Genomic DNA, 23,616 nt, shown 5'->3' on the forward strand with positions numbered 1-23,616 from the left:
GCAAGTTGCACAAGCCCCGGTTTGTTCCACGGAGGCCGGCGAGCGCCAGCGACCTATACACCGTCACTTTTGCAACCTTTCATATATCTAACGCATATTACGAAAAATTACAAGCCCGCCCCTTTCTACTCCGACATGGGGCTGGGGAGTAACGGAACAGGGAAGTCAGTTAAGCCCAGCGAATGCTTGACGGGAGAGTGACCTATCGAGTTCGCGCTATCGACCTTCAGGTTGACGAGCGAGGGTTCGGTACACGGTTGGACGCGAAACCGAGAACAGCTCGGCGAGATCGCTGACGGAGTGATTGCCGTCGCCATACAAGCGACGCAACTCCTTTTGCTGCTTAACGGAAAGCTTCGGCTGCTTGCCTCGCAGTTTGCCTTTGGCCCGCGCGATGGCCATGCCCTCGCGAGTGCGCATGCGGATCAGATCGGCCTCGAACTCCGCAACGGTGGCGAGGATGTTGAAGAACATCTTGCCCATCGGGTCGGCCGGATCGTACACGCTCGAGCCGATGGCGAGTTTCACGCCGCGAGCGACCAGCGAGTCGGCAATATCACGCGCATCCGGGACTGATCGGGCTAAGCGATCGAGCTTCGGCACGACCAGCGTGTCGCCGCGACGGACGGCGGCAAGCGCCTGATCCAAGCCTGGCCGTGATCGATGGGTGCCGCTCAGTCCGTGATCCGTATAAACCCGATCCGGCGACACGCCGAGTTCAGCGAGCGCTTTTTGCTGGGCGCTCAGATCCTGTTTGTCTGTCGAACAGCGCGCGTAGCCGATCAGGGTTTTGGCCATACTAATGATGTACGATTAAGGGGCGTTGATCGATAAACATATCGTACCACCTTAATGAGACATCGACAGGCTTGGTTTGTATCGAGCCATGGCGCCTCGTCCAGGCGTCCGTTGAACGATCCTCTTACGGACAGGATTTCAGGGTGCAGACGTAACCCGGAGCAATCTCAATGGATCAGAATATTCCCGTTGATATCTCGGTGACGAAATGGATTGGCGAACTCCGGCCGCATCGGGATCATGCTAACCGCGTGCGGGTCGTTATCCTCGTCACGTGCAGCTCCGACGCGCGTTGATGCTATGCCGGTCAGCTTTCTGTCCACCACGCAGCGGGAACGTTACGGCCGCTATCCAGAATCGCTTACCTCCGACGAGCTGGCGCGGTACTTCCACCTGGACGATGACGACCACGAATGGATCGCCACCAAGCGGCGTGACAGTACTCGCCTCGGTTATGCACTACAGCTGACGACGGTACGCTTTCTCGGCACTTTCCTGGAAGATCCGGTTGCCGTGCCCGGCGCCGTGCTGCATACACTATCGTCGCAACTCGGTATTGTTGCCTCGGATTGCGTTCTCGCCTACCGCGACGGCGAGCAGCGCTGGCGGCACACGGCAGAGATCCGCACTCGCTACGGCTATCGCGAGTTCGCCGACAGCGGCGTGCAGTTTCGGCTCGGGCGCTGGCTGTGCGCCCTGTGCTGGACCGGCACTGATCGTCCGAGCGTGCTGTTCGAGCATGCCAACGGCTGGCTGGTCGGTCACAAGATACTACTCCCCGGCGTCACGGTGCTGGAGCGCTTCATCGCCGAAGTGCGCTCGCGAATGGAAGCGCGTTTATGGCAGTTGCTCGGGCGCGACGTAACGGAGGCGCAGCGGCGACGCCTGGACGAATTGCTCAAACCCGCCGAAGGCAGCCGTCAGTCCTGGATGGATCGATTGCGCAAAGGCCCGGTGCGGGTCAGCGCGCCGGCGCTCGTCCTGGCGTTGCACCGCATTGAGACCGTGCGCGGCCTGGGCATCAAGCTGCCCAGTACCCATGTGCCGCCAAGCCGCATCGCGGCGCTGGCGCGTTTCGCCGGCACGGTCAAGGTGTCGGCCGTGGCCCGGTTGCCCGACGCGCGCCGTATCGCCACGCTGGTGGCATTCGTTCACAGCCTGGAAGCGAGTGCGCACGACGACGCGCTCGATGTGCTCGACCTGCTGCTTCGCGAGTTGTTCAACAGGGCGCAGTTGGCCGACCGCAAGGCCCGGCTGCGCTCATTGAAGGATCTGGATCAGGCTGCTTCGACGCTGGCCGACGCGTGCCGGATGCTGCTCGATCCCGATCTGCCCGAGATCGAACTGCGTCAGCGCATCTACACGGCGATCGGGCATGACAAACTGGCTCAGGCCCTGAAGGATGTCGGTGGCCTGGTGCGGCCACCTGACGATGTGTTCTACACGGAACTGGCGACCAGGAAGAGCACGATCATGCGGTTTCTTCCCGTGCTGCTGCGCGTCATTCAGTTCAATGCCAACCCCACGGCGCAGCCGCTGATGCAGGCGTTGCACTGGCTGCAGTGGCGACCCGATCACGATCCGCCCACGACCCATTGTTGGCAAAGCATGGCAGCGCCATGTCGTGCAGGAGAATGGGCAGATCGATGCGGCGGCGTTCGCTTTCTGCGCCCTCGACAGGCTGGCCGTGGCGATGCGTCGGCGCGATGTGTTCGTCAGCCCGAGCTGGCGCTACGCCGATCCGCGTGCGGGGCTGCTGGCCGGCACCGAGTGGGAGGCGGCCCGCCCCATCGTTTGCCGTTCACTGGGCCTGAGCGCGCAACCCTCGGCCACCCTGGCCGCGCTGACGCAGGAACTGGACGAAACCTACCGACGCGTCGCCGCACGACTGCCCGAGAACGACGCCGTACGTTTCGAGACCGTCGGCGACAAGACCGAACTGGTGCTCAGCCCCTTGGAAGCACTGGAGGAACCGCCATCGCTGATCGAGCTACGCAACGAAATCAAGGCGCGCATGCCGCGCGTCGATCTGCCGGAAATCCTGCTGGAGATCGCTGCACGCACGGGCTGCATGGAGGCATTTACGCACCTGACCGAACGCACGGCGCGCGCGGCCGATCTGACGACCAGTCTATGCGCGGTGTTGATGGCCGAAGCCTGTAATACCGGCCCCGAACCGTTCGTGCGACAAGACACGCCGGCACTCAAGCGCGACCGGCTGTTGTGGGTCGATCAGAACTATGTGCGTGAAGACACGCTGATCGCTTGCAATGCCGTGCTGGTTGCCGCGCAGAACCGCATCGCGCTGGCGCGCACATGGGGCGGTGGTGACGTGGCCTCGGCCGACGGCATGCGTTTCGTGGTGCCGGTACGCACCATTCACGCCGCGCCGAACCCGAAATACTTCAATCGCGGGCGCGGCGTCACCTGGTACAACCTGCTGTCGGATCAGGGCACCGGGTTGAACGCGATCACCGTTCCCGGCACGTTGCGCGATAGCCTGGTGCTCCTGGCCGTCGTACTGGAACAACAAAGCGAGTTGCAGCCCACGCAGATCATGACCGACACCGGCGCGTACAGCGACGTGGTATTCGGCCTGTTCCGACTGCTGGGCTACCGCTTCTGCCCGCGTCTGGCCGACATTGGCGGTACACGCTTCTGGCGCATCGATGCCCAGGCCGACTACGGCGAGTTGAACGCGTTGGCACGGCAGCGGGTGAACCTCGAGCGCATCACGCGACATTGGGACGACGTACTTCGCCTGATCGGCTCGCTCAAGCTCGGCATGGTGCCGGCGATGGGCATCATGCGCACCTTGCAGGTCGATGAGCGTCCGACCAGCCTGGCGCAGGCTATCGCCGAAATTGGCCGCATCGACAAGACCATCCATACGCTGAACTTCATCGATGATGAGGCACGTCGCCGCGGCACCTTACTCCAGCTCAATCTCGGCGAAGGCCGTCACGCATTGGCGCGCGACGTCTTCCACGGAAAGCGCGGCGAACTGTTCCAGCGCTACCGCGAAGGACAGGAAGACCAGTTGAGCGCGCTCGGCCTGGTTGTGAACATGATCGTGCTGTGGAACACGTTGTACATGGACGCGGTGCTGACGCAATTGCGTAGCGAAGGCTATCCGGTGCGTCCCGAGGATGAAATCCGGCTGTCGCCGTTCGGCCACGAGTACATCAATATGCTTGGACGCTATTCGTTCTCGGTACCCGAGGCGGTCGCGCGGGGTGAACTACGGCCGCTGGGGAGGGCAAACGACAGTTAAGCGGCCCCTAAGTCGGTTGGCTGTTCCATCGCTCCCCGGACCCCGTAAGGCAGCGGCGGGCGGCGGTCCAATCGGACGGCGTTCGATGCGGCGGATGGGCGGATCAGTGTCGTGCGCACCATCCCGCCAACCCGAATCCGCGCGCCGGCGGCATACTGGCGGTACACCGATTCCGGCAACACAGCATCAATCGAGGTAACCACTGCGATGGATATCGCGATCCGCATCGAAGGACGTCACGACCTGACCGGGCAAATCTTCCGGCAACTGCGCACCGCGATCGTCGACGGGCGACTGGCAGGCGGCGCGCGGCTGCCGTCGACGCGCGATCTCGCGAAGCAGCTCGGCGTATCGCGCAAGACGACGCTCGACGCGTTCGAGCGTCTCGTCGCCGAGGGCTACCTGAATACGCGTGCGGGCGACGGCACGTTCGTCGCCGACGGCCTCGCGCGCGTGCCGCACGCCGCGGCCATGTCGGCGCCGTCGATCGTCGAGGACACGCCGCGCATCGACGCGGTCGACGCACGCGCGCTGTGGAACGACCTGCCCGACGCGCTCGCGATGCCCGCGCCGCAGGATTCGCCCGGCTTCGACTTCCGCGGCGGCGTGACCGACAAGACGCTGTTCCCGTTCGACGCATGGCGGCGCTGCCTGCACCACGCGCTGCGCCAGCAGGCGCGCGGCCCCGGCCAGTATCACGACCCGGCCGGCGACCCGCAGCTGCGCGGCGCGATCGCGCGCTACGTCGCGTTCAGCCGCGCGGTCGCGTGCAGCTGGGACGACGTGCTCGTCACGCAAGGCGCGCAACAGGCGCTCGACCTGCTCGCGCGCGTCGTCGTGCGGCCCGGCGACGTCGTCGCGGTCGAGGACCCCGGCTATCCGCCCGCGCGCGCCGCGTTCGCGTCGCTCGGCGCGACGGTGATCGGCGTGCCGGTCGACGCGCACGGCCTCGTCACGGAACGGCTGCCCGACGAAGCGCGCCTCGTCTACGTGACGCCGTCGCACCAGTTCCCGCTCGGGATGCCGATGACGCTGGAGCGGCGCATCGCACTGCTCGAATGGGCGCAGCGCCGCCGCGCGGTGATCATCGAGGACGACTACGACGGCGAGTTCCGCTTCGAAGGCCGGCCGGTGGAATCGCTGAAGAGCCTCGACCGCACAGGCCTCGTCGCATACGTCGGCACGTTCTCGAAGACGATCTTTCCCGAACTGCGGATCGGCTACACGATTCCGCCGCGCGCGCTGCGCGGTGCGCTCGCCAAGGCGAAGCAGATCGTCGACTGGCACACCTGCACGCTGACGCAGGCGGCGCTCGCACGCTTCATGCTCGAAGGCGATTTCGCGCGGCACCTGAAGCGCGTGCAGAAGCACTACGACGCACGCCGCAAGATGCTGCTCGCGCATCTGCGCGGCGAACTCGCGCCGTGGTTCGACGCGATCGTGCCGACCGCCGGCATCCACCTCGCCGCGCACCTGAAGCCGGGGCTCGACGAAGCGGCGCTGGTCCGCGCGGCGCGCGAGCAGGACATCGGCCTGTACGGGATCTCGGCGTTCCATGTCGGCGTGCCGGTCCGTGCGGGGCTGCTGTTCGGCTATGGCGGGATCGACGCGTTGCGCATCGATGCGGCGCTCGCGAAGCTGGCCAGATTGCTGGGTTCGGGCAGTGTGGGAAGGTTTCAGAAAACGGAAAATATCGCACGCTAAGGCCGGTCGGGTTTGGTGCTAACGTCTTCCCAACACATAAAACGGGGCGTAGCCGGCAATAACATCGGGAATTGCCCCTCGAGCCGCCCCCCCAAGTCGGACGTGCGATTAGCTGGAGGAACGCTTTCGCCTACAGTGGCGAGCCGTCCATGCTGCGGCATGAACCGCAGAACCTGCCAGGACACCCAAGACCCCCACGCCGGCAATCAGCATCCCCAGCGACGCCAACGCGGTCGCATCGGGCGTTCGCCTGGCAACGTCGATAGTAATTGCCGTACCTAACACCATCACCGACGCACAAACAATCCAGTAAATCCGGACCGCGCGCTTCGGTCGGACTCTACCCCGTCCGAATGCATGAAACAGCGCATAACCAAGACTAAACAGATAGATCAACGCCGGAAGCCCCATCGATAAAAGCCACGCTTTTGTCATCTCCATGTCCCTAACACTCCTAATAAACAAATGCCGGGTTTGTCGTGGTTTGAAAACCATACGGGCCTGACAGCTCGGTTGTAGCGATTTTTCTTGCAACTACGACTACCTTACATTGCCCTTCGAATTCCTGTCAAATTACATTTCCCAGGAATCACCGCTATGGATAAGAAATTGTAAAAGCAGGTACGATCGGTTGATACAAATCACATCCGACGTCTCATGTTGCTTGCTTCGGGGTCGGCGTCACTGGTGGGGCTCTTGAGATCCGCGAAAAGCTTCGCCGCAGGCGACCCCACGTTGCCCGCTATTACGGTCTCAGCCTCTCCCATTACGGACCCATACTATCCCGGCTCCGGGACGCTAGGAACTGGCGAAGTATCTCCGCTCAGACTTCCTCCCGTGCTGACGAACGGCAACATCACTGGTCCGGTATTCAAGGTCGGCGATTTTTTCTGGTCAACGGCAAAAAGATACTTGACGCCATCGAACGCGGAGATTCCACCGGCGCCCTGGTTGAGTTTGCTACAGGCTTGCAGCACGCCACCGAAGCTGCCGTGCGCTCTCAGGCAGCAGTTTATGGATTGATAACACTTTGGCTTGCGGACCGCGGTTATACCAATCAACCCGGCGCGACCGAGTACGCATTCACAAACGTCGGAAGCATGAGTACGCTATTCGGCACATTCAGTACTTGGTATTTTAGTCACCTGCCTTCGCGACCGGCGACAGAGTTCAAATTCTATGGCACGCCGTTCATGTCTATCGCGGCGATTTATTACTGGATGTTTGGTGACGGTTCCCAGCGAACCATGAATATCGCATCTCTTAATTTAAAAATGAGCCTGGACGATTTCGACCCAATAAAAAAGGCCGTAGAAAATCCAGCATACGGACCGGGAACCTACCCATTCGATGCCGAGTTTTCAACCAATTTATTTAATCACGCAACCAAAGACCTTTGGGCCGCCGGAGTAATTGGTCGAGTCGGTGGCCGGGTCACTGGGACGCTGAAAGTAGGTGCAACGGGCGACTACGTCTTCAATGGTAGTTTTACGCTCAATCCAGATCGATACAAGGCATACGACTCAAATCGGACAATTACACAAGAAGCGCTCACCAAATTTCTCGGTCTACTTGGTACTTTCGGACACAAAGACTACGATATCCTTTTCACTGGCGGTCAGAACATACAATTCTCCGGCAAGAAACCCGTAGCCTATCAACAGCCGACTAATCCCGGGGATGCTGTTCATCGCCCATCGTTTGGCGGTCGCCAACGTCCTCCCCGTTAGCCCATAAACGCCTTCGCATCGCAACTCATAGTGCGCCCACATTAGAAATGTGCGGCGCACTGTCGCCCGTCAAGTTGATGTGTTCCCAGCCCAGCGGCGACAGATAAGGCAGCAGCGTAGAATCGGCCGGCCCACCCCGCGCCTGCATAGCCTCGATCGCGCGCTCGCGATAGGCCGTGTTCCAGAGCACGATCGCGACCGTGACAAGGTTCAGGTCGCCGGCCCGATCGCGCCGCGCCCCGACCAGCCTTGGCGTGCAGTACTTCCCGTTTTTTGAAGTCACCCCAGTGTCGGCGCCATGTTACTGGTTACCTGAATTTTCCAGAAATTGGTCATTCAAGCAGGCCAATGTACGTCTTAAAGTGGGTCCTGTCGCGCCACCGTGCGCACCAACCGAACAAGGACCTGCCATGCAACCGCGCCTGAACTTCTATACCGCCAGCCCGAATGCGATCAAGGTGATGCGCAACGCCGAGGAATTCCTCGCGAAGAGCTCGATCGAGAAGCCGCTCGCCGAACTCGTCCGCTTGCGCGCGTCGCAGATCAACGGCTGCGCGTTCTGCGTCGACATGCACACGACCGACGCGCGCAAGGGCGGTGAAACCGACCGCCGGCTTGCAACCGTCGTCACGTGGCGCGAAACGCCGTTCTTCACCGAGCGCGAGCGCGCGGCGCTGGAATGGACCGAGGCGCTGACGCTGGTGGCCAGCAACCACGTGCCCGACGCCGTCTGGGAAGCCGTGAAGCCGCACTTCAGCGACGAGGAACTGTTCGATCTGTCGATGCTGATCGCGACGATCAACTCGTGGAACCGCTTCGCGATCGCCTTCCGCAAGATGCCCGAGTAAGGAGACGACGATGATCCGCTCCACGCTCCATCGCGCCGCCCTTTACGCGGGGCTCGTGCTCGGCGCCACGCTGCCGGCCGCCGTCCATGCGCACGACGCCGGCGACAACGTGCACGCGATCATGCAGCAGGCCGTGCCCGAAGCGCCCGGCAAGCTCGCCGTCGTCGCGACCGTCGACTATGCGCCCGGCCAGGCTTCCGAAGCGCACCGGCACCTCGGCTCGGTGTTCGCGGTCGTGTCGAAAGGCGAAGTGCTGTCGCAGGTCAACGGCGGCCCGCTGCATCGCTATCGCGCCGGCGAAGGCTGGTACGAGGCGCCCGGCTCGCGTCACCAGGTGTCGCGCAACGCGAGTGCGACCGAGCCCGCGCAGCTCGTCGTGTTCGGGCTGACCGGCGAACACGAGCCGCTGAAGTCGCCGATCGATCAGTGACGACGTTTCGGAGGCGCGTGCCGTGTAAGGGCTGTGCCTTCGTTTCGCGACCGGTTTTCCCTCCGGTTCCGTGCAGTTTCGCCGCGTTTCGCCGGCCCCCTGCGCCGTTCCCCGTTAGCCGCTCCCTACACTCTGCCGCAGGCACACTGCCCTCGGCCCCGCGTGCCGCTTTCACGCTCGTCCGCGCCGCCATTCGACGCGCATCTGATCTCGATCAACGCCGGCGAAAACCCTTCCTTGAAATTAACTAACTCATCAATTAGCGTCGTCTGCATGAACGCGAAATCCACCGTCGCCAAGCCGCGCGGGCGCCGCCCGTCGGTGGACGATTTCGACCTGCGCGACCACATGCTCGACGTCGCGATGCAGTTGTTCGCCGAGCGCGGCATCGCCGCGACGACGGTCGCGCAGATCGCCGCCGCCGCCGGCGTCACGTCCGCGATGGTCCACTACTACTTCACGAACCGCGAGCAACTGCTCGACGCGATCGTCGAGGAGCGGCTCGCACAGGTCATCGCGTTCGTGTGGCGGCCGACCGAGCCGCAGATCGAGAACGATCCGTTCGCGCTCGTCGCCGAACTCGTCGACCGCTTCTTCGACGTCACGCATCGCATGCCTTGGCTGCCGTCGATCTGGCTGCGCGAGATCGTCCATGAAGGCGGGCTGCTGCGCGAGCGGATGCTGCGGCGGATTCCGCTCGAGCATGTCGGGCGTTTCGCCGAACGCGTCCGCGCCGCGCAGCAGGCCGGCACGCTGAATCCGGCGCTCGAACCCGCGTTCCTGTTTCATTCGATCATCGCGCTCGTGATGCTGCCGCTCGCGACCGCGAAGCTGTGGCAAAGCGCGCGCGGCCTGCCGCCGATCGACCGCGACGTGCTGCACCGGCACGTCCGTGCGCTGCTCGGTTCCGGCCTGCAGCCGCCGGCCGCCGCGCCGCGTGCGCGGACGCGCTCGCCGCGGAGGCCGTCGTGAACGCAGCCCGCGCGCTGCCGCTCGCGCTCGCCGCCTTCGCGCTGCTCGCCGGTTGCGGACGGTCGACGGACAACGGCACGACCTACCAGGGTTACGTCGAAGGCGAATTCGTGTACCTGTCGTCGTCGCAATCGGGCACGCTGACGCAGTTGTCGGTCGCACGCGGCCAGGCCGTCGTCGCCGGCGCGCCGGCGTTCTCGCTCGAAGCCGTGAACGAAACGGCCGCGCTGATGCAGGCACAGCATCAACTTGCCGCGGCACGTGCACAGCTTGCCGACCTGCAGACCGGCAAGCGCCCGCCGGAAGTCGCCGTCACGCAGGCGCAACTCGCGCAGGCCACCGCACAGGCCGCCCGGGCCGCCACGCAACTCGCGCGCGACGAACGCCAGTACGCGGCCGGCGGCCTGTCGAAGCAGCAACTCGACGATTCGCGCACGTCCGTGCAGACCACCGCCGCGCAGATGCGCGAGTTGCAGAAGCAGGTCGACGTCGCGCGCCTGCCGGGCCGCGCGCAGCAGGTCGCCGCGCAGGCCGCGCAGGTCGACGCCGCGCAGGCGGCGGTCGCGGAAGCGCAGTGGAAGCTCGACCAGAAGCGCGTCGCCGCGCCCGCCGCCGGGCGCGTGTACGACACGCTGTACCGCGTCGGCGAATGGGTGCAGGCCGGCAATCCGGTCGTGCAGATGCTGCCGCCGCAGAACCTGAAGGTGCGCTTCTTCGTGCCGGAAGCCGCCATCGCATCGCTCGCACCGGGGCGCGCGGTCGCGATCCGCTGCGATGGCTGCGCGGCCGACGTGCCCGCGCGCATCACCTACGTGTCGAGCGAGGCCGAATACACGCCGCCCGTGATCTACAGCAACGAGAGCCGCACCAAGCTCGTGTTCATGATCGAGGCGCACCCCGCCGTCGCGGATGCGCCGAAGCTGCATCCGGGCCAGCCCGTCGCCGTGAGGGTGCAATGAACGCGCCGGCCGCTCCGTACGCGATCGACGTCGATCGCCTGAACAAGCGCTTCGGCGACAAGCACGTCGTGAAGGACGTCTCGCTGCGCGTCGCGCGCGGCGAGATCTTCGGCTTTCTCGGGCCGAACGGCAGCGGCAAGACGACGTCGATCCGGATGATGTGCGGCCTGCTCACGCCCGACTCGGGCAGCGGCACCTGCCTCGGCTACGACATCGTGCGCGACAGCGCGCAGATCAAGCGGCACGTCGGCTACATGACGCAGCGCTTCTCGTACTGGGAAGACCTGTCGATCCGCGAGAACCTCGATTTCGTCGCGCGCGTGTACGGGATGCCCGACCGCAAGGCGGCCGTCGCGCGCGCGCTCGACGGGCTCGGCCTCGCGGCCCGCGCGGACCAGCTCACGGGCGCGCTGTCGGGCGGCTGGAAACAGCGCCTCGCGCTGGCCGCGTGCATGCTGCACGAGCCCGAACTGCTGCTGCTCGACGAGCCGACCGCCGGCGTCGATCCGGCCGCGCGCCGCGACTTCTGGGAGGAACTGCACCGGCTGGCCGCGCAGGGGATCTCGGTGCTCGTCAGCACGCATTACATGGACGAAGCCGAGCGCTGCCACAAGCTTGCGTATATCGCGTCCGGCGAACTGCTTGCACAAGGCACGTCGGCGGAGATCATCGCGTCGCAGCACCTGTCGACCCGCACGATCACCGGCGAGCGCCTGACCGAACTGTCCGCGCGGCTGCGCACGATGCCGGGCGTCGATCAAACCGTCGTGTTCGGTTCCGCGCTGCACGTGAGCGGCCGCGATCGCGCCGCGCTCGACGCGACGCTCGCGCGGGTCGCGAGCGACGATGCGTCGCTGCAGGTCGCGCCGATCGACACCGGGCTCGAGGACGTCTTCATCTTCATGATGGGCCGCGCATCCGCGCCGCCCGGCGGAGCATCGTCATGAACGCGTGGGCGCGCCTGCGCGAATCGTTCTCGGTCGCGCGCTGGTGGAGCATCGTGCTGAAGGAATTCCTGCAGTTGCGCCGCGACCGCGTGACGTTCGCGATGATCGTCGGCGTGCCGATCATCCAGCTCACGCTGTTCGGCTTTGCGATCAACACCGATCCGAAGCACCTGCCGACCGCGGTGATCGTCGCCGATTCGAGCCCGTTCGCGCGCAGCTTCATCGCCGCGATGCGCAATTCCGCGTACTTCGACATCGTCGCGACGCTGCCGGACGAAGCGGCGGGCCGGCATGCGCTCGCCCGCGGCGACGTGCAGTTCGTGCTGAGCGTGCCGGCCGATTTCTCGCGGCGGCTGCTGCGCGGCGAGCGTCCGTCGCTGCTCGTCGAGGCGGACGCGACCGATCCCGTCGCGACCGCATCGGCGATCGGCGCGCTGCCGGGCCTCGTGCAGCCCGTCGCGGACAAGGACCTGACGGGGCCGCTCGCGCACCTGAAGAACGGCCGCCCGGCCGCGTTCGACGTCGTGCTGCACCGGCTGTACAACCCTGAAGGGATCACGCAGTACAACGTCGTGCCGGGCCTGATGGGCGTGATCCTGACGATGACGATGGTGATGATGACGGGCCTCGCGATCACGCGCGAACGCGAGCGCGGCACGATGGAGAACCTGCTCGCGACGCCCGTGCGACCGCTCGAGGTGATGACGGGCAAGATCGTCCCGTACGTGCTGATCGGGCTGATCCAGGTGTCGATCATCCTCGCCGCGGCGCGGTTCGTGTTCGTCGTGCCGTTCGTCGGCGGCGTGTTCGCGATCTACCTGTCCGCGCTGCTGTTCATCGCCGCGAACCTGACCGTCGGCATCACGCTTTCATCGCTCGCGCAGAACCAGTTGCAGGCGATGCAGCTCGCGGTGTTCTATTTCCTGCCGAACATCCTGCTGTCCGGTTTCATGTTCCCGTTCGCCGGGATGCCGAAGTGGGCGCAGTTCATCGGCAACCTGCTGCCGCTCACCTACTTCAACCGCCTCGTGCGCGGCATCCTGCTGAAGGGCAACGGCTGGGCCGACCTGTGGCCGTCCGTGTGGCCGGTTGCGCTGTTCACCGTCGTCGTGATGGGCATCGCGCTGCGCTTCTACCGGCGCACGCTCGATTAGGTGCCACGCAATGAAACCGGCTTCGCATCGCACCTCCATCACTGCCCGCGGCTTTACGCTGGCCGCCGCTGCGCTGCTCGTCGCCGGTTGCGCGGTCGGCCCGGATTTCCGCACGCCGGATGCACCGGCCACGCAGCAGTACACGCGCGATGAGCCTCCCGTCACGACGGCGGCCGCCGGCGGCCCGGCCGGCGCCGCGCAGACGTTCGCATCGGCCGTGCACACGCCGCAACACTGGTGGACCGAGTTCGGCTCCGAACCGCTGAACCGGCTCGTCGACACCGCATGGCAAAACAGCCCGACGCTCGCCGAGGCCCGCGCCCGCCTCGACGAAGCACGGCAGAACCATGCGGCCGAAGCCGGCGCGACGATGCTGCCGCGTGTCGACGCGAACCTGTCCGCCACGCGCGAGAAGGTCGACATCGCTGCGTTCGGGCTGCCGGCCAACGTGCCGAATCCGGGACCGTTCACGCTGTACGACGCGTCGGTGAGCGTGTCGTACGTACTCGACGTGTTCGGCGGCAACCGGCGTGCGCTCGAAGCGTTGCGCGCGCAGGTCGACTATCAGGCGTACACGCTCGACGCCGCGCGCCTGACGCTCGCGGGCAACGTGGTCGCCACCGCGATCCTGCGCGCGTCGCTCGCGCAGCAGGTCGCACTTACGCAGCAACTGGTCGACGCGCAGGCGCGGCAGTTGCGTATCGTCGACGCACGCTTCGCGGCGGGCGGCGTGTCGCAGGCCGACGTGCATGCGCAGCGCGCACTGCTCGCACAGACGCAGGCATCGCTGCCGCCGCTCGCGGCCCGCCTCGCGCAAGCCGGCCACCGGCTCGCGCTTCTGCTCGGCGCACCGCCGTCCAGCGCCGTGCTGCCCGATCTCACGCTCGATGCGCTCGCACTGCCGCGCACGCTGCCCGTCACGCTGCCGTCGACGCTCGCGCACGAACGGCCCGACATCCGTGCGGCGGAAGCCGTGCTGCACCAGGCGAGCGCGAACGTCGGCGTGGCCACCGCGAACCTGTATCCGCGTTTTTCGATTTCGGCGGGGATCGGCTCGGAACGCACGCGCATCGCGGATATCGTGAGCGGGTTGAACGTCTGGAATGTCGGCCTTGGTCTTGCGCAGCCGCTCTTTCACGGCGGTGAGCTGCGCGCGAAAAAACGTGCGGCCGAAGCGGCGTACGACGCCGCATTCGCGAGCTATCGGGAAACCGTGCTGCAGGCGCTTCAGCAGGTAGCCGACGCGATGCGCGCGGTCGAACACGATGCGGCCGAGTTGCAGGCGCGGGACACGGCCGCGCAGGAAGCGGCAGCACGCAACGCGATTGCCGGCGACCGTTACGCGGCGGGCGGGATCAGCACGTTCGACCTGCTCGACACGCAGCGGCAGACGTTGCAGACGGCACTCGACCGCACTCGCGCGCAGGCCGACCGGCTTGCCGATACGGCGGCGCTGTTTCAGGCGCTGGCAGGGAGCTGGATGGATGATGCGGCGAAGTGACCGTCAGGATGGTGCCGGCACCGGCCGAACACCGGCGGCCTGCACGCCAGGCACCGCGTGAGCCGCGCGCTTGTCGGGCTCGGCTTCCATCGCCGCCCGCTTCCGTTCGATGCCGCCGGCGACGGAACCCGCAATAAGCACAACGCGTACCGCCAAAAAAAAAAAAACCGGCCCGAAGGCCGGTTTTTTCATACCGCATGCCGTAAGCGGCGCTCGCGCGCCGCACGACATCAGAAGCGGTGGATCAGGCCGACGCCAGCGCCGATCTGGTTCTGCTTCGAACCTGCGCCCACGCCGTCGCCGATCGACGTCGTTGCATTGACGATGCCGCCGGTAAGGCCGCTGATCGTGTTGCCGCTAGCGTGCTGGTACGCTTCAACCGCGTACAGGCCCGTGCGCTTCGACAGGCTGTAGTACTGCGACAGCGTGACCTGGTGGTACTTGGCCGAGCTCGAAATACCGTTCGACTGCGTTGCCGCCGTGTACGAGTAGCCTGCCGCGAAATCCCACTGCGGAGATGCCTTCCAGTGCAGCACGGCGCCAGCCGTGTTGAAGATCGCCGTGTTGCGGAATGCCGACAGCGTGCCCGGGATGTACTGGACGTTCGAGTACGACACCGAGATGTCCCATGCCGGCGTGAACTGGTAACCGGCCGTCACGGCGAGACGCTGTTGCGACTGTGCCGTCTTGTAACCGCCGTTGATCGACGACACGGCCTGCTCCGCACCGTTGCCGGCCGTATCCAGGCCGTTTTGCGCGGTCGAGTTCGCGCCCCACACGCCGCCGCCGAGCGTCGCGTTGTTGATGCGCTGATAGCCGACCGCGATGCCTGCCGGGCCGTTCAGGTACTGGACCGCGGCGCTCCACGTCGAGCCGCGGTTGAAGCTGCCTGCCACGCCGCCGAGCGAGTACGAACCGCCGACCGTGAAGCCGTAGAACTTCGGCGACATGTAGACGAGCGAGTTGTTCGCGCGGTAGCTGGTATCCAGCGAGTCGATGTCGCCCGGGTGCGCGCCGTAGTAACCGGTCAGCCAGGTCGTCGGGCTATACGGCGACAGCAGCGTGTAGTACGCGGTGTACTGGCGGCCGGCCGTCAGCGTACCGTACGCTGCGTTGCTCAGACCCACCCACGCCTGACGCGTGAAGATGCCGTTCGTCCACTGCGACGAGCCGTTGTTTGCGTTGAAGCCGGCTTCCAACTGGAAAATCGCCTTCGTGCCGCCGCCGAGATCTTCGCTGCCCTTCAGGCCGAAGCGGCTGCCTGCCCAAATGCCGGTGGCCATCTGCACCTTCGAGTGACCGCCCGAGATCGCGCTGGTCGCCGACGAGTTGTTCTGCCAAGCGATAGCGTTATCGACGATACCGTACAGGGTCACGCTGCTCTGGGCGTGGGCGGCGGTAGCGGCTGCAAGGCCCGCTGCCGTCATGGCGAAAGCGACGCGCTTTTTCATTGATTCTCCGTCCTCAAAGAATGATTTCTTTTCTGGTGTGGTTTTATGACTGACACATGTGCGAGTACATGCCGGGGCAATTCTGACGGATTACCGATTATTTCCCAACACGCGCAGTCGGTCATCGTATGATCGACGCAACGCGCGGGTTCACCAAGCAGTTACATAACACCTGAAAACGCTTACGCGGCGGGCACTTCCGGCATTTCCCGGTGAAAACCCTAGCTTTACATTTTTACGGGTGCAACGCGACCGCCCCATGTCGTCAGACGCCTTCGGCAAAAATCATCTTACAAATGCGCGATGGCAGCTGACGCCGCGATTCACACCGCCGCGCAGGATCGCTGACGTTCATGACACCAACATTTCGAGAAACGAAATCATGAAAACGTTTCAGTCCGCGCGCGGGAGATCGGACGGGAGCGGCCCGGCGAACGCGGGCCGAGGGACGATGCCGGCGCGGCGCGCCGGCGACAATCAACGCGATGCCGGCGAGGCAAGCCGCGCGTTCACAGCATCGGCGAGCGCGGTCATGCGCGCACGGATCGCCGTGTTCGAGCCGACCAGCGCGAGCGACGACGCCATGATCCGGTAGATGCGTTTTCTCGGCACCTTGGCCGGCTTCGCCGGGTCGAGCCAAGCATCGTGACCGGCCAGCAGCTCGAGCGTTTCGAGGCCGATCATGATCGGCCACAGGCACGCGAGCCGCAGCCGCACGAAGCGGCGCGGAATTGCGAGCGTATACAGGCACGCGTCGCGATACTGGTCGAGCGCGATGCGCAGCAGGTCGACCAGCACGCCGCGCGCACGTGCCGACGCGTCGGGCTGCATCAGGTCGGCAACGCCGAGCCCGTGCGCGCGCAGCACGTCGTCGGGCAGGTAGCAGCGGCCGATGCGCAGGTCCTTCGCGCAGTCGCGCAGGATGTTGGTCATCTGCAGCGCCTTGCCGAAACGAATGCCCTTCTCGCGCATGTCCGGCAAATCCCAACCGCGCGCGGCACGCGTGTGCGCGCCCGTCATGTCGGTCCAGAACTCGCCGACGCAGCCCGCGACGAGATACGTGTAGCGATCGAGCAGGTCGCGCGTCGGCAGCGATGCGACCTGCCCCGACTGCTCATCCGGAAACGTGCGCAGGTCGAATTCCATGCCCGAAGTCAGCGTCGCGACGACCTTGCGGATCGACGCGCGGTCGGCGTCCGGCTGCGCGCGCAGCAGCGCGAGCATCGGCTCCATCGAGCCGAGCAGCACGTGCTCGTGCGAATCCGTCTGCATCCGCGTCACGTCGTCGAGCGAACGCGACAGGGCCGCGCCGTCGCCGAGCCGCTCGACCTCGTCGCGCAGGTCGGTCAGCAACGCCGCGCGGCGATCGGGCGCGACGAGGGCGGTATCGGCAATCGTGTCGGCCGCGCGCGCGAGCAGGTACGCGAGCCCGACCGGGTCGCGCATGCCGTCGGGCAGCACGCGCAGCGTCAGGTAGAAGGAGCGGGAAACGTTCTTCAGCAGGTCGCCGAGCAGGTAGGCGGAATCGGTTCGGGTCGTCATGGGTCGGGAAAAATCGGCCGGCGCGGGCCCCGGGCGCACAGGGGCGCCGGGCGCCCGCGCCGGCCCGCGAGTCGCCGCATCGTCGCGCCGCGCGGGCGTCGGCCCGGGCGCTGCGATGCAAAATTCCCGCAAGTTTAGTGCATCCGGCGCGCGGCCTGCCCGCGACGGCCGGAATACGGCACGCACATCGATGCCGCGCCCGTCCCCGCCGCCCTCGTCGCAGCCCAGAACAAAACGGAAAGGACAAAGTAATACATATGTAATTATTCGATGCGACGATCGCGTCCCGTTCGACTCCGTATGGCACGGCGCAACAGCCGCGCCGGCGAAGCGAGCGCCCTTTCCCGACTTTTCCGACTCCCGTTTCGAAGGTTCATCGACATGTTCTTCACGCGCCCGAGCGCCCTGCGCTACGTCCCGTTCGCCTGTGCCGCCGCCTTCCTGCTCGCCGCGTGCGGCGGCGACGACGACCTGACGTCCGATCCCACGCAGCCGATTTCCGCGAAGGTCCAGGTGGTCGGCCATCGCGGCGCGAGCGCACTGCGCCCCGAACATACGCTCGCGTCATACCGCAAGGCGATCGAGGACGGCGCGGACGTCATCGAGCCCGACCTCGTATCGACGCGCGACGGCGTGCTCGTCGCGCGCCATGAGAACGAGATCTCGGGCACGACGAACGTGTCGGCGCTGCCGCAGTTCGCAGGCCGCAAGGCGACCAAGACGATCGACGGCGCTCAATTGACTGGCTGGTTCACCGAGGATTTCACGCTCGCCGAACTGAAGACGCTGCGCGCGCGCGAGCGCATTCCGCAGATCCGCCCCGCGAACACCGCGTACAACGACCAGTTCGAGATTCCGACCTTCGACGAGATCGTCGCGCTCGCGAAGCAGATGTCCGCGCAGACCGGCCGCACGATCCACCTGTATCCGGAAACCAAGCATCCGACCTACTTCCAGTCGATCAACCTGCCGCTCGAGGATCGCCTTGTCGACGCGCTGCTGAAGGATTCGTACACGTCGCGCACGGCGACCGTCTACATCCAGTCGTTCGAGGTCGCGAACCTGAAGACGATCCGCAACCGGATCAAGTCGAGCCAGCCGAACTGGAAGCTCGTGCAGCTGATGGACGAAGCCGGCCAGCGCCCGTACGACTTCGTGAAGGCGAACGACAAGCGCACCTACGGCGACCTGTCGACGCGCGACGGCATGCGCGAGATCGCGACCTATGCGAACGGCGTCGGCCCGTACAAGACGTCGATCATCGCGGTCGCCGCGGACGGCACGCTGCAGCAGCCGACGCCGTACGTGCGCAACGCGCACGAGGCCGGCCTCGTCGTGCACCCGTATACGTTCCGCCCGGAAAACAACTTCCTGCCCACGTCGCTGAAGGACGGCGGCACGCCGGCCACGCGCAACCCGGCCGGCTCGGTGCGCGAGATCCAGGCCTACCTGCGCGCCGGCATCGACGGCTTCTTCACCGACGATCCGGCCGTCGGCCGCACGGCCGTCGATACGTTCAAGCGCTGAACGTGCGGAGCCGGGTGCGGCGCGCTGCGTGCCGCTGCGCCCGGCTCCGCCATAGGCTGTCAGATCACGCTGAAGTGGTGCGTGCCGTCGCGCTTCAACTGGTCGACCAGCCCGTATTCCCAGTCGAGATACGCCTGCATCGCGGCAGCCGCGTTAGTGGTGCCTTCGTACGGGCGCCGGTAGCGGTCGACGCGCGGCGACGCGAGCCGCGTCTCGCCGCTTTCGAGCGGCAGCCCGGCATCGATCCATGCGGCCGTGCCGCCGGTCAGCACCCGGATGTCGGCCGAAGCCGGCAGCAGCGCGCGCGCGTCGTCCGCAGCGAACCGCGCGAGCAGGCTCGATCCGCACGTGAACACGTAGCGCTTCGCGGGCGGGATCGCCGCAAGCGCGTCGCGCAACTGCGCGCGCGCGACGAACCAGGCGCCCGGAATGTGGCGCTTCACGTAGTTCGCGCTGGCCGTCACGTCGACGATCGCCAGTTCGCCGGGCACGGCTTCCTTCAGCCAGCCCGCGAGCGTCGCGGGCGACACGTCGGTCGCGGGCGGCGTCGCCGGCACGTCGCGCGGCGGCTGGCCGCGCTCGCCGAACGCCGCCGCGCCGGCCGGTTCGACCACGCGCACGTCCCAGCCCATCTGCGCGAGCCACGACGCGGTCATGTCCGCGCGCACGCCGTCGTCGTCGGCGAGCACGATCCGCGCGCCGCGCACGGCCGCGTGATGGTCGGTCTCCTGCACGAGCTGGCCGCCTGGCGTGCTCAGGAAGCCCGGCAGGTGGCCGGCTTCGTATTCCTCCGGCGTGCGCACGTCGAAGCGGTACAGCGTGCGGCCCGGCTCGTCGAGCGCGGCGACATCCGCCAGCGCGATGCGCGGCACGCCGGCGCGTTCGGCCACCGCGCGTGCAGCCTGGCGAGCCTCGGCGCGCTGCGTCGCGTCGATCTCGTCCGGAAAGCGGCGCGCCGCGCCGTGCTCGAGCGTCTGGCCGGCGAGCGTCCAGCCGATCGTGCCGTTGCGCAGCGCCGCGACCGGGTTCGGCAGCCCCGCGTTGACGAGCGACTGCGTGCCGATGATGCTGCGCGTGCGGCCCGCGCAGTTGACGATCACCTGCGTGCGCGGATTCGGCGCGAGCGCGCGCACGCGCAGCACGAGTTCCGCGCCCGGCACGCTGGTCGAGGTCGGGATGTTCATCGTCTGGTATTCGTCGAAACGGCGCGCGTCGACGATCACGACATCGGCCTTCGCGTCGATCAGCGCCTGCACTTCCTGCGCGGACAGCGACGGCGTATGCCGCTCTGCCTCGACCCATTCGCCGAACGACTTGCTCGGCACGTTCACGTCGATGAACAGCTCGCCGCCCGCGGCCAGCCAGCCCGCGAGGCCGCCGTCGAGCAGCCGCACGTCGGTATAGCCGAGCTGCGCGAGCTTCGCGGCCGCGCGCGGCGCGAGATCCTCGCCGCCCGCTTCGCCGAACACGACGATCGGCGTGTCGCGGCGCGGAATCCGCGTCCACGCGTCGAGTTCGAGCTTCGACAACGGAAAGTTGGCGGCCCACAGCGGATGGCCCTGCGCGTACGGATCTTCCTCGCGTACGTCGATCAGCGCGAGCTCGTCGCGGGCAAGCAGGCGCGCGCGCACGTCCTGGAACGACGCGACGGGAAAGCGGGAGGTGGAATCGGCGGATTGCGTCACGATGTCTCTGTCGGATTCTGTTGAAGTCGGTGAAGAAAGCGAAACGGATGAATCTTCGGCCTGCCGGCGCACGCCCGCTACGGGCCGCTCCGGCCGGCCTTGCGTCAGGCGTTCGAATAGCCGGACACGAAAGGCTTCACGGTGCCGTCGTCCAGGTACACCGCGCGCTCGACCTTGCCGATGTTCGCGCCGTACACGTGGATGCTGATCGATACCTGGTCGGCGAATGCGTTGGTCACGCGATGGACGTCGCCGATGCGCGGCGACACGGCCTCGACCTCGCCCGGCTGCAGGCGCACGGCTTCGCCCGCCGGCACGGGTTTGCCCGCTTCGTCGAACCGGTACGGCTGCGAGAACTCGCCGCCGCGCAGCATCCCGATCAGCCCCCACACCGTGTGATTGTGGATCGGCGTCGTCTGGCCGGGCCCCCACACGAAGCTGACTACCGAGAACCGCTCGTCCGGGTCGAGATGCAGCAGGTACTGCCGATAGCGCACGGGATCGGGTTGCGCGAACGCGTCGGGCAGCCAGTCGTCGCGTTCGACGAGCGCGGCGAGCAGCGTGCCGCCCTCGTCGAGGATGCGCGCCTCGTTCGCGCCGGACGCGAGCAGCGCGCCCAGACCGTCGACGAACGGACGCAGCGGCGTCTGATGCAACGAAAGCGTACTCATCGGCTGCCTCCTCGAATATGATGCCGAATATGATGGATCGTCATGATGCACCTGAAAGACCATGCAGAACAAACATGAAAATTAGCGATATCGACGCTTTTGCAGCAGTCGTCCGCTGCCAGACCCTGAGCCAGGCCGCGGCCGAACTCGGGATGACGCAGCCCGCGATCACGCGGCGCGTCCAGAATCTCGAGGAAGCGCTCGGCGTGATCCTGCTCGATCGCAACACGAAGCCGCCGCGCCCGACCGACATCGGCCGGCAGGTATTCGAGCAGTGTCGCGCGATCCTGCGCGAAGTCGATGCGCTGCGCGAACTGACGGCCGGCCGGCAACCGCCCGCCGGCGAATTCCGGATCGGTCTCACGCAGGGGCTCGGCGAACTGATGCTGCCCGCGCTGATCGCCGAACTCGCCACGCAATGGCCCGCACTCGCGACGCAGGTCACGACCGCGTGGGGCGGCATGCTCGTCGAGCGCGTCGCACGCCGCGAACTCGATGCCGCGCTCGTATTCCTCGCGCGCGAGATGGTGCTGCCGCCATACGTCGAAGGCGAACGGGTGCTGGCCACGCGGCTCGTCGCGGTCGGCCGCAAGGGCGACTGGCCGCGCCGCAGCTACCGGCTCGCCGATTGCCACGCGCGCGGCTGGGTGCTCAATCCCGACGGTTGCGGCTTTCGCGCGGGCCTGCGGCGCGCGCTCGACGCACAGGGCCTGCCGATGCCGGTCACACTCGACGCCTACGGCCGCGACCTGCAACTGCAGAGCGTCGCAAACGGTTTCGGCATCGGGCTGATGCCGCTGCCGCTCGTCGAAGGCAGCCCGCTGCGCGACGCGCTCGAGATCGTGCCGCTCGCCGATTTCAAGCCGCAGATCGATCTGTGGCTGCTGCGCCGGCACGATGCGGCCCGCTTCGACGCGCCGCTCGCGACCGTCGCCGCGCATGCGCGCGCGGCATTCGCGTTGCCCGAGCAGACGCACGGCAAGGCTGCATGACCGTACGGAGCGGCGTCTGCTTCGCGCCGCCCTGTTCGCTTCCGCCGCAGCGCTGCACCGCTCACGCATCGTTTCGGCCGCGTTCGACATCGTTGCGCGACGCCCCGCCCGTGTCCGCTTTCGTGTCGCCCCGACTCGCCGACTCGAGCACCTCACGCCCCGCCGCCACCGCGATCGCGTCGTCCTGCGGCGTATGCACGCGGCTGCACAGCACGTCGCGATAGTGGCGTTCGAGCGGATTGCCGCGGCTCAGCCCGTGATTGCCCGACAGCTTCAGCGCCTGCTCGACCGCGCGGATCGCGTGCTCGGTCACGGTCCGCTTGACGAGGCCGCTCGTCGTGACCGGCGGCGCGTTGCCGGCGTCGGTGCGCGCGATGTGATCGTCGAGCAACACGCGGTTCGTGTGCAGCCAGCCCTCGATTTCGCCGACCGCCTCCTGCACGCGCGGCAGCGTCGCGAGCGGTGCACCGAGCCCGCTCGGTGCACGCGTCGTCGCGAATCCGACCAGCCAGTCGCGCGACGCGCGCGCCACCGCGTCGTACAGGCTGCCGAGCAGCGCGACCATCCACGCGTGCTGGTCGGCGTGCGCGTCGGCATCCGCATGCGTCGCGGCCGATACGGCCCACGCGTGCGGCGCGCGCACGTCGACCGCGTGGTCGGCCGGCAGCCGCACATCGTCGAATACGACTTCGTGACTGCCCGATGCGCGCAGGCCGAGGTGATTCCAGCTTTCGATCACGCGGATGCGCTCGCCGTCGGCATCACGGCGGCGCGGCACGAGAAACACGCCGACGCGCGGCTCCGGTTCGTCGGTACGCGCCCACACGGCCAGCCAGCGCAGCGCCGGAATCCCGGTGCTGTACAGCTTGTGGCCGGACAACCGCCAGCCGTCGCCGTCGCGGCGCGCGACCGTTTCCGGCAGGCCGCCGCGCGACGGCGAACCGAGCGCCGGCTCGACGCGCAGCGCGTTGATCAGCGCGCCTTGCGCGACCGCACTGTCGAACACCGCGCACCGCACCTGGGCAGGCCAGCGGCTGTCGGCACGGCCGAGCGCGCGATGCTGCAGATACGTCATCGTCAGCACCAGCGCGGTCGCCGGATCGGCGCGCGCGACGGCAGCCACGATCCGGCTCGCCCGCGCGAGCGTCGCGCCCGCGCCGCCATGTTCGCGCGGCACGACCTGCGCGATCAGCCCCGCGCGATGCAGCCGTGCGAAGTTCTCGTGCGGGAAACGGCCGTCGACGTCGTTGCGCGCGGCGTCGGCGGCGAGTTCGGGGGCGAGGCGGTCGAGCAGCGCGGCGACGCGCGCGTCTTCTGCATCGTCGGCGTCGTCGGCAGGCAGAAGGCGCAGCGAAGGCGGCTGCGGCGACGGTGAGGAAGCGGCAAGGCTGGCGGACATCGAGACGGATTCCCTGGGTAGTGCAAACGCGG

19 protein-coding genes and 2 pseudogenes are annotated in these 23,616 nt (G+C 66.6%); 12 read left to right on the forward strand and 9 right to left on the reverse strand.

The features are described 5' to 3' along the window. Positions 1-216 precede the first annotated feature (216 nt). A complete protein-coding gene (locus tag DM992_RS18885; RefSeq protein ID WP_111018149.1) occupies positions 217-798 on the reverse strand; it encodes a recombinase family protein in 582 nt (193 codons plus the stop codon). A 300-nt stretch (positions 799-1,098) separates the two neighbouring features. Here DM992_RS18885 and DM992_RS18890 point away from each other — a divergent pair. Together DM992_RS18890 and DM992_RS18895 are read left to right on the forward strand one after the other, a co-directional pair. After that, a pseudogene (locus DM992_RS18890) lies at positions 1,099-4,072 on the forward strand (Tn3 family transposase). A gap of 207 nt (positions 4,073-4,279) precedes the next feature. Beyond that, positions 4,280-5,776, forward strand: a complete 1,497-nt coding sequence (locus DM992_RS18895) for a PLP-dependent aminotransferase family protein (RefSeq protein ID WP_111018150.1) — start codon at positions 4,280-4,282, stop codon at positions 5,774-5,776. A gap of 108 nt (positions 5,777-5,884) precedes the next feature. Here DM992_RS18895 and DM992_RS18900 read toward each other — a convergent pair whose 3' ends face one another. Further along, positions 5,885-6,217, reverse strand: a complete 333-nt coding sequence (locus DM992_RS18900; RefSeq protein ID WP_204356156.1) for a hypothetical protein — start codon at positions 6,215-6,217, stop codon at positions 5,885-5,887. A gap of 527 nt (positions 6,218-6,744) precedes the next feature. Here DM992_RS18900 and DM992_RS18905 point away from each other — a divergent pair. Next, entirely contained in the window at positions 6,745-7,506 is a 762-nt protein-coding gene (locus DM992_RS18905) for a lipid II-degrading bacteriocin (RefSeq protein ID WP_162631690.1), read from the forward strand. A 61-nt stretch (positions 7,507-7,567) separates the two neighbouring features. Here the strand turns inward: DM992_RS18905 and DM992_RS18910 are convergent. Continuing rightward, positions 7,568-7,741: pseudogene (locus tag DM992_RS18910) on the reverse strand (Tn3 family transposase); the annotation flags it as partial. Between the two features lie 175 nt (positions 7,742-7,916). On the opposite strand from DM992_RS18910, the gene DM992_RS18915 reads away from it, so the two are divergent. From DM992_RS18915 to DM992_RS18945, 7 genes are all read left to right on the forward strand, one after another. Next, on the forward strand, positions 7,917-8,354 hold the full coding sequence (locus tag DM992_RS18915; RefSeq protein ID WP_096474487.1) for a carboxymuconolactone decarboxylase family protein: 438 nt from the start codon (positions 7,917-7,919) through the stop codon (positions 8,352-8,354). 10 nt (positions 8,355-8,364) lie between these two features. Continuing rightward, the gene (locus DM992_RS18920; protein WP_111018152.1) at positions 8,365-8,784 is read left to right on the forward strand and encodes a cupin domain-containing protein; all 420 of its coding nucleotides are present in this window, start codon (positions 8,365-8,367) and stop codon (positions 8,782-8,784) included. 273 nt (positions 8,785-9,057) lie between these two features. Then, positions 9,058-9,756 (forward strand): TetR/AcrR family transcriptional regulator, encoded by a 699-nt coding sequence (locus DM992_RS18925; protein WP_111018153.1) that lies wholly within the window; start codon positions 9,058-9,060, stop codon positions 9,754-9,756. Continuing rightward, positions 9,753-10,715: an HlyD family efflux transporter periplasmic adaptor subunit gene (locus tag DM992_RS18930; RefSeq protein ID WP_111018154.1), complete on the forward strand. Its 963-nt coding sequence runs from the start codon at positions 9,753-9,755 to the stop codon at positions 10,713-10,715. Before DM992_RS18925 ends, DM992_RS18930 begins: the two co-directional genes overlap by 4 nt. After that, entirely contained in the window at positions 10,712-11,662 is a 951-nt protein-coding gene (locus tag DM992_RS18935; protein ID WP_111018155.1) for an ABC transporter ATP-binding protein, read from the forward strand. The genes DM992_RS18930 and DM992_RS18935 overlap by 4 nt, the downstream gene beginning before the upstream one ends. After that, positions 11,659-12,816 carry an ABC transporter permease gene (locus tag DM992_RS18940; protein WP_111018156.1) on the forward strand — a complete coding sequence of 386 codons (1,158 nt, stop codon included), beginning with the start codon at positions 11,659-11,661 and terminating at the stop codon, positions 12,814-12,816. The genes DM992_RS18935 and DM992_RS18940 overlap by 4 nt, the downstream gene beginning before the upstream one ends. Positions 12,817-12,826: 10 nt before the next feature. Further along, positions 12,827-14,317 (forward strand): efflux transporter outer membrane subunit, encoded by a 1,491-nt coding sequence (locus tag DM992_RS18945; RefSeq protein WP_111018157.1) that lies wholly within the window; start codon positions 12,827-12,829, stop codon positions 14,315-14,317. Positions 14,318-14,320: 3 nt separating this feature from the next. Here DM992_RS18945 and DM992_RS18950 read toward each other — a convergent pair whose 3' ends face one another. From DM992_RS18950 to DM992_RS18960, 3 genes are all read right to left on the reverse strand, one after another. After that, on the reverse strand, positions 14,321-14,509 hold the full coding sequence (locus tag DM992_RS18950) for a hypothetical protein (RefSeq protein ID WP_162631678.1): 189 nt from the start codon (positions 14,507-14,509) through the stop codon (positions 14,321-14,323). 38 nt (positions 14,510-14,547) lie between these two features. Beyond that, complete coding sequence (locus DM992_RS18955) at positions 14,548-15,768, reverse strand: porin (protein ID WP_111018159.1); 1,221 nt, start codon at positions 15,766-15,768, stop codon at positions 14,548-14,550. A 477-nt stretch (positions 15,769-16,245) separates the two neighbouring features. Then, positions 16,246-17,310, reverse strand: coding sequence for a phytoene/squalene synthase family protein (locus tag DM992_RS18960; RefSeq protein ID WP_111018160.1), 1,065 nt, complete (start codon positions 17,308-17,310; stop codon positions 16,246-16,248). Between the two features lie 381 nt (positions 17,311-17,691). Between DM992_RS18960 and DM992_RS18965 the strand changes: the two genes are divergently transcribed. Beyond that, a complete protein-coding gene (locus tag DM992_RS18965; protein ID WP_111018161.1) occupies positions 17,692-18,837 on the forward strand; it encodes a glycerophosphodiester phosphodiesterase in 1,146 nt (381 codons plus the stop codon). Positions 18,838-18,896: 59 nt separating this feature from the next. Here DM992_RS18965 and DM992_RS18970 read toward each other — a convergent pair whose 3' ends face one another. After that, a complete protein-coding gene (locus tag DM992_RS18970) occupies positions 18,897-20,522 on the reverse strand; it encodes a rhodanese-related sulfurtransferase (RefSeq protein WP_111018162.1) in 1,626 nt (541 codons plus the stop codon). A 104-nt stretch (positions 20,523-20,626) separates the two neighbouring features. Further along, the gene (locus tag DM992_RS18975) at positions 20,627-21,193 is read right to left on the reverse strand and encodes a cysteine dioxygenase (protein WP_111018163.1); all 567 of its coding nucleotides are present in this window, start codon (positions 21,191-21,193) and stop codon (positions 20,627-20,629) included. Between the two features lie 17 nt (positions 21,194-21,210). Between DM992_RS18975 and DM992_RS18980 the strand changes: the two genes are divergently transcribed. Continuing rightward, on the forward strand, positions 21,211-22,185 hold the full coding sequence (locus tag DM992_RS18980; protein ID WP_204356157.1) for a LysR family transcriptional regulator: 975 nt from the start codon (positions 21,211-21,213) through the stop codon (positions 22,183-22,185). 61 nt (positions 22,186-22,246) lie between these two features. Here the strand turns inward: DM992_RS18980 and DM992_RS18985 are convergent, their stop codons facing one another. After that, complete coding sequence (locus DM992_RS18985) at positions 22,247-23,584, reverse strand: acyl-CoA dehydrogenase family protein (protein WP_111018164.1); 1,338 nt, start codon at positions 23,582-23,584, stop codon at positions 22,247-22,249. Between the last annotated feature and the right edge of the window lie 32 nt (positions 23,585-23,616).

The organism is Burkholderia sp. JP2-270, from assembly GCF_003233675.1.
In the GTDB taxonomy this organism is placed as follows: domain Bacteria; phylum Pseudomonadota; class Gammaproteobacteria; order Burkholderiales; family Burkholderiaceae; genus Burkholderia; species Burkholderia pyrrocinia_C.

Bases quoted from the DNA above. Each gene is read 5' to 3' on its own strand.
- DM992_RS18885 (WP_111018149.1), bottom strand. From the start codon at position 798: ATGGCCAAAACCCTGATCGGCTACGCGCGCTGTTCGACAGACAAACAG.
- DM992_RS18895 (WP_111018150.1), top strand. From the start codon at position 4,280: ATGGATATCGCGATCCGCATCGAAGGACGTCACGACCTGACCGGGCAA.
- DM992_RS18900 (WP_204356156.1), bottom strand. From the start codon at position 6,217: ATGGAGATGACAAAAGCGTGGCTTTTATCGATGGGGCTTCCGGCGTTG.
- DM992_RS18915 (WP_096474487.1), top strand. From the start codon at position 7,917: ATGCAACCGCGCCTGAACTTCTATACCGCCAGCCCGAATGCGATCAAG.
- DM992_RS18920 (WP_111018152.1), top strand. From the start codon at position 8,365: ATGATCCGCTCCACGCTCCATCGCGCCGCCCTTTACGCGGGGCTCGTG.
- DM992_RS18925 (WP_111018153.1), top strand. From the start codon at position 9,058: ATGAACGCGAAATCCACCGTCGCCAAGCCGCGCGGGCGCCGCCCGTCG.
- DM992_RS18935 (WP_111018155.1), top strand. From the start codon at position 10,712: ATGAACGCGCCGGCCGCTCCGTACGCGATCGACGTCGATCGCCTGAAC.
- DM992_RS18940 (WP_111018156.1), top strand. From the start codon at position 11,659: ATGAACGCGTGGGCGCGCCTGCGCGAATCGTTCTCGGTCGCGCGCTGG.
- DM992_RS18945 (WP_111018157.1), top strand. From the start codon at position 12,827: ATGAAACCGGCTTCGCATCGCACCTCCATCACTGCCCGCGGCTTTACG.
- DM992_RS18950 (WP_162631678.1), bottom strand. From the start codon at position 14,509: ATGAAAAAACCGGCCTTCGGGCCGGTTTTTTTTTTTTTGGCGGTACGC.
- DM992_RS18955 (WP_111018159.1), bottom strand. From the start codon at position 15,768: ATGAAAAAGCGCGTCGCTTTCGCCATGACGGCAGCGGGCCTTGCAGCC.
- DM992_RS18960 (WP_111018160.1), bottom strand. From the start codon at position 17,310: ATGACGACCCGAACCGATTCCGCCTACCTGCTCGGCGACCTGCTGAAG.
- DM992_RS18965 (WP_111018161.1), top strand. From the start codon at position 17,692: ATGTTCTTCACGCGCCCGAGCGCCCTGCGCTACGTCCCGTTCGCCTGT.
- DM992_RS18975 (WP_111018163.1), bottom strand. From the start codon at position 21,193: ATGAGTACGCTTTCGTTGCATCAGACGCCGCTGCGTCCGTTCGTCGAC.
- DM992_RS18980 (WP_204356157.1), top strand. From the start codon at position 21,211: ATGATGCCGAATATGATGGATCGTCATGATGCACCTGAAAGACCATGC.
- DM992_RS18985 (WP_111018164.1), bottom strand. From the start codon at position 23,584: ATGTCCGCCAGCCTTGCCGCTTCCTCACCGTCGCCGCAGCCGCCTTCG.